Source organism: Paenibacillus sp. GQ49 (assembly GCF_059759055.1).
In genome coordinates, this window is the sequence record NZ_JCAXEL010000040.1 from 1 (window position 1) to 6152 (window position 6152).

2 protein-coding genes are annotated in these 6152 nt (G+C 46.3%); both read left to right on the top strand.

Annotated features, from left to right (window positions below; translation table 11 throughout):
• The coding region (locus AC6CIF_RS31775) for a condensation domain-containing protein (protein ID WP_498202747.1) at positions 1–395 on the top strand (395 nt) is incomplete at its 5' end.
• A gap of 69 nt (positions 396–464) precedes the next feature.
• The coding region (locus AC6CIF_RS31780; RefSeq protein WP_498202748.1) for an amino acid adenylation domain-containing protein at positions 465–6152 on the top strand (5688 nt) is incomplete at its 3' end.

The following is a 6152-nucleotide window of genomic DNA, read 5'->3' on the forward strand; positions in this document are numbered from 1 at the left end:
AGATGCCAGAGTTACAGGCGGAGAAGAAGGCTCCAATTCTATTTAACTATTTGGGAGAGATCGGAGCATCCGCAAATTCCGGGTGGGTTCATGCTTCGCATTTTAAACCGGGAGAAAGCATGGGCGAGCACATTGCACGCATGAACCCGATTGAGCTGAATGTAGCCATCTATAACGGAAGCCTGGCCCTTAGCACAACCTATACCAAGTCTGCGTTTTCAGAAGAAATGATTCTTAATTTAAACCATTATTATATCGAAGCAATTGAACAAGTGATTAATCACTGTATCAGCAAAGAACATACGGAGAAGACATCTACCGACTATGGATTTAGTGACTTGTCATTAGAGGATCTTGAAGATTTATTAAGCGAATATGAGCTGATTGAGGATTAATATTTGTCTATTTTCATCCCATGTTTAGGACAGCTTAGGTACGATCCAATAAGGAGATGATATCGGTCCATGAAGGCAAAAGTCGAGAAAATATACCCATTATCCCCGATGCAAAAAGGAATGCTGTTTCATGCGCTCGAAAATCCGTCTGAAGATGCCTATTTTGAACAAACGGTACTGGATATACGCGGGGAGATTGATCCCGAAATTCTGGAGCAAAGCTTCAATCAGTTGCTTGAACGACATGAAATATTGAGAGCCTCGGTTCATACCAAATTGGAGGAACCCGTTCATGTTGTTCTTGCTAGGCGGACGATCGGGTTTACCTTTCACGATCTGAGGGGCAGGTCAGACGATGAAGTCGCTGCCTTAATGCAAGATTTTATGGAGAAGGATCGTGCAAAAGGGTTTAATTTGTCTAAGGATAACCTGCTTCGAATCGCTCTTGTTTGTAATGGTGAACAGCATTTCCAGATGATCTGGACGTTTCACCATATGATACTGGATGGCTGGAGCATGGGCATTCTCTTCAATGAATTGCTGGATATATATGCTGATAGATCCAATGGCCTACCGTCTAAAATGGCAGATACCCGTCCTTATAGCAATTACATGAAGTGGCTCCAGCAGCAGGAACAGGAATCGGGCCTTGGGTACTGGGAGCATTATCTGTCAGGATACAGTGAAAAGACCGGCTTGCCTTCGATAAACCGATCAACAAGTGAGATGTCGTTCTCCAGAAGAGAGAAGAAAATAGAGTTTTCTCAAGCTCTCACCACAAAAATAAAAGAGATGGCGCAGAAACATGCCGTGACACTCCACACCGTCATTCAAGCGATATGGGGGTTTCTGCTCGCTAAATATAATGATAACGAAGATGCTGTCTTTGGGACCGTTGTATCCGGGAGGGATGCAGCCGTTGATGGCATTGAAAATATGGTTGGTTTGTTTATCAATACCATTCCTACACGTGTTACCTTTTGTGGAGAGCAGCCATTTGTGGAGCTTATGAAAAAGATTCAGTCGGACGCATTGAACAGTCAGGCGTATCAATATTTAAGTCTGGCCGAGGTGCAGGCCCGCACTGAACTCAAACATGATCTGCTTGATCATGTCGTTGTTTTCGAAAATTATGCTCTGGATACGAGGAAGATGGCAGAGCGGTCCAATCTGGGTTTTGAAATAAACGAGATTACTGGAGAGGAACGAACCAACTATCCGTTTACAATGGCTGCTGGACTTGGAGAGAAATTGACGCTGCTGCTCATTTATGATGAACATGTTTATGAACCGGCTCTGATGGATCAGATTGAGATGCATATGAAAGCGATTATCCATCAAATTACGTCAGATGAGAGTATTCATATTCAGGATATTACTCTCGTCTTGAACGATGAACTTCCGGTACTTGAGCAGCATTCCATGGGGGTTGTGACTAATTATCCTCAATGGAAAACCATATCCCAGCTTTTTGATGAACAAGTCCAGAAAACGCCTCATGCCACCGCCCTTATTATGGATGACGTGCATATCACCTACCGTGAATTGCAGGAAAAAGCGGATCAAATGGCATCCCGGTTATACGAATTTGGGCTACCCAAGCAGGCAGTGGTAGGACTGCTGGCAGACCGCTCGATAGAGATGATTGCGGGCATACTCGGGATTCTGAAAGCAGGGGCGGCTTATCTTCCCATGGACCCGGGTTGGCCGGAAGAAAGAATAAGTCATATGCTTCAGGATAGCAGGGCTGCGGTGCTCTTGACACAGCCCGAATGGATCAGCCAGGCACCGCTGAATTTTCCAATGTTACCGCTGTATGTGGACTACATGGATCATATGCCTGCGGTCATGGAGATGGCGGCTGCCACACAGGTAATGGAAGTGAAACCTGACAAGGAGAACCGCATGAATGATCTGGCCTACATGATCTACACTTCTGGTTCTACCGGATTGCCCAAAGGAGTGATGATCTCTCATGCAAACGTAATTCGGGTTGTATGTGAGACGGATTACATCGATATTTGCCCGGAAGACCGGATTTTGCAGCTTTCGAATTATGCGTTTGACGGATCTGTCTTTGATATTTTTGGCGCACTATTGAACGGAGCCAGTCTGGTTCTGCTCAAGCAGGATACGGTTCTGGACACCCAAGCGCTCGCCGAAGTTATCGTTCGTGAGAAAGTCACGGTTTCTTTCATGACGACCGCACTGTTTAATCTGCTTGTTGATCGTGAGCCGGAATGTCTCCGTGGCTTCCGCAAAATATTGTTTGGGGGCGAGCGGGCATCCGTGGCCCAGGCCAGGAAAGGACTGGATATTCTCGGAGCGGATCGCCTGATTCACGTATACGGACCCACAGAAAGCACGGTTTTTGCTACAGCTTATCCCATCAGGTCCATCGAAGCAGCGGTTACCAATCTTCCCATCGGAAAACCAATTGCCAATACTTCGGTCTGGGTTATGGACCGGTACCAGAATCCCGTTCCAGCTGGTATTCCAGGAGAGTTATGTATCTCCGGAGATGGTTTGAGCTTGGGGTATTTGAATAACAAGGAACTAACCGATTCCCGATTCGTTCCACATCCCTTGCTTGAGGGAACACGGATGTATCGAACAGGTGATCGGGTACGCCGGCTCCCAAACGGAGATATTGAGTTTCTCGAACGCTTGGACCACCAGGTTAAATTGCGCGGTTACCGCATTGAGCTGGGAGAGATTGAGCATGTTCTGCTGGAGCATGAAGGGATTCGTGAAGGGGTCGTAGTGACGAGAAAAGATGCAGCCAATCAGGACATATTGATTGCATATCTAAAGGCTGATCCAGCGCTGACAACCACTGGAATTCGTACGTATGTATCGGAGCGCCTGCCGGACTACATGGTTCCTTCCTATTTTATCCTGCTCAATGAGCTTCCCTTAACAGGAAATGGGAAGGTTGATCGCAGGGCGCTGCCTGAACCGACAGAATGCATAGAGCATTTGAAGCATGACCAATATGAAGCACCAAGTACGGTGCTGGAGAATCGCATTTGCACCATATGGAAAGAAATTTTGGGAGTGCAGATTGCGGGGGTTCATGATCACTTCTTTGAGTCCGGCGGTCATTCACTCAAAGCGACATCACTGGCATCACGAATTCACAAAGAGATTCAGGTGATGGTGCCGATCCGACAGCTTTTCCTTGCTCCAACCATCCGAGGTATTGCCAATTACATTGAATCTGCTGCCAAAGAGGACTATCTTTCCATCCAACCGGCCGAATCAAAGCCCTATTATGCACTTTCGTCTGCTCAACGCAGACTTCATATGCTGCATCAGATTTCGGATACCGGAACTTCATACAATATGCCTGCAGTGATGAGAGTATCTGGAAAACTGGACGTGGCGCGATTTGAAGAGGCATTCCGGCAATTGGTACAGAGACATGAGTCATTCAGGACGTCCTTTGTCATTGTGGATGGCGAACCCGTCCAACGGATTCATTCACATGTTCCGTTTGCTGTTGAACATATTGAACCGGGAAGCCGATCATTGGAAGAAACGCTTTCGGATCGAATTCGTCCATTTGAACTGGACAAGGCCCCATTAATGCGGATCGAACTTGTGAAAATCAGTGAACAGGAACATGTAGTCGTGATGGACATGCACCATATTATCGCAGATGGTGTGTCAACAGATGTGCTTGTTCAGGAGTTTCATGAATTGTATGAGGGGAAATCTCTGCCTGAGCTGACGTTACAGTACAAGGATTACTCCGAGTGGCAAAAAGATTGGTTTAATAGTGAAGGACTGAAGACACAGGAAACCTACTGGCTTAATCGATTTGAGGGAGAAATTCCGGTTCTTCAATTGCCAACAGACTGGCCAAGACCGCAAGTGTACTCTTTTAAAGGAAACCGGGTGCGATTTGTTTGTGACGAACAGCTCACACATGAACTGCATCAATTGGCCAGAGATCATGAAGCGACATTATATATGGTACTGCTGGCGGCTTATACAACTTTACTTTCCAGATATTCAGGACAAGATGACATTGTCGTGGGATCTCCGATTGCGGGGCGCAAACACGCAGACCTCCAACAGGTGATCGGTATGTTTGTTAATACACTTGCCATGCGGAATTATCCTGTAGCGGAACGGTCCTTTAATGATTTCCTTGGAGAAGTGAAGGAGAATGCATTACAGGCTTACGACAATCAGGATTATCCCCTTGATGAGCTCATCAACAAACTTCATGTTTCAAGAGACAGAAGCAGAAACGCATTGGTGGATACGATGTTTGTGTTGCAAAATCTGGAGCTTGAGCGTGCATACGGACAACAATGGGGTGATTTACACGTTGAGCCTTATGAGACGGAGCTACCCATTGCCAAATTTGATCTGACTCTTGCTGCTGTTGAACAGAATGGCCAACTTGAGTTTGAACTGGAATATTGCAGTGATCTATTTTCCCTTCAAACGGTTGAAAACATGGGCAATCACTTTATTCAATTATTAAAAGGTATATTAAGCAATCCCCAAGGCAAGCTGGGTGAGTTTGAAGTCGTATCTGAGGAAGAGAAGCAGACGCTGCAGTATGTCTATAATGATAACACCTGCTCTTATCCGCTGCACCAGCGGGTATACGAGTGGATTGAGCAAAATGCTCTGCGGACACCTGATCAGGTTGCTGTTGTGCATAACGGCAGAAGCATGAGCTATCATGAGCTGAATGAAGCGGCGGATTTACTCGCAGCTCGTCTGCGTCAGCTTGGTGTAACCAGAGAAATGGTCGTTGGTATTATGATGGATCGGTCTGTAGAAATGATTGCGGGCATTCTCGGTATTATGAAATCAGGAGGGGCTTATTTACCACTGGACCCATCAACTCCGGTTGAGCGAATCCGGTATATGCTTCGGGACAGCGGAGCAAGGTTGATAGTGACCCAGAACCATTGGTCAGATCGGCTCAGGGCTGCTGATTCCGAATGTGTGACACTCATACTGGATGAGGCAGCATTGAAGGATTGGAATGCTGCGGCATCACTCCAAATTCCGTCTGTCGCTGATTCGGCAACGATGACAACAAACCCTGATGATTTGGCCTATATCATCTACACGTCAGGCTCTACAGGTATGCCAAAGGGGGTACAGGTTGAGCAATGCGCCTTGACCAACTTCTGTTGTGGATATATAGATGCTCTACAGTTAACAGAGAGAGACCGGGTGGCAAACTATCTCCAAATGACCTTTGACGCTTCGATTAGTGAAATTTTCCCTGCACTAATGTCAGGGGCTACACTTCATATCATTCCGACCGAGCTGAGATTGGATATATCGAGGCTAAATGAATACTTATCCGAGTATGGAATAACGGCTGCAACGTTCTCTTCCAAAGTATGTGAATCATTTGTTGAACTGCCAAATTCCTCTTTGCGTTTGCTAGTTTCGGGGGGAGAGCAGCTTAAACTTCATGCCCTTCCGAATTACAGGCTGATCAATGCATACGGGCCAACGGAAAATACGGTGGTTACCACTCTGCATGAAGTTGATTCCATAGACGGTGTCATTCCTATAGGCAAACCTTTCACGAATACAAGAATTTTTATTCTGAATGATCATCTTCAATTCTGTCCGACAGGTGTGACCGGGGAGATGTACATTACCGGTCAAAGTCTGGCACGGGGTTATTTGAATAATCCAGAACTGACAGCCGAGAAATTTGTAGACAACCCGCATGAGCCCGGCGGCAAAATGTACCGGACAGGTGATCTGGTA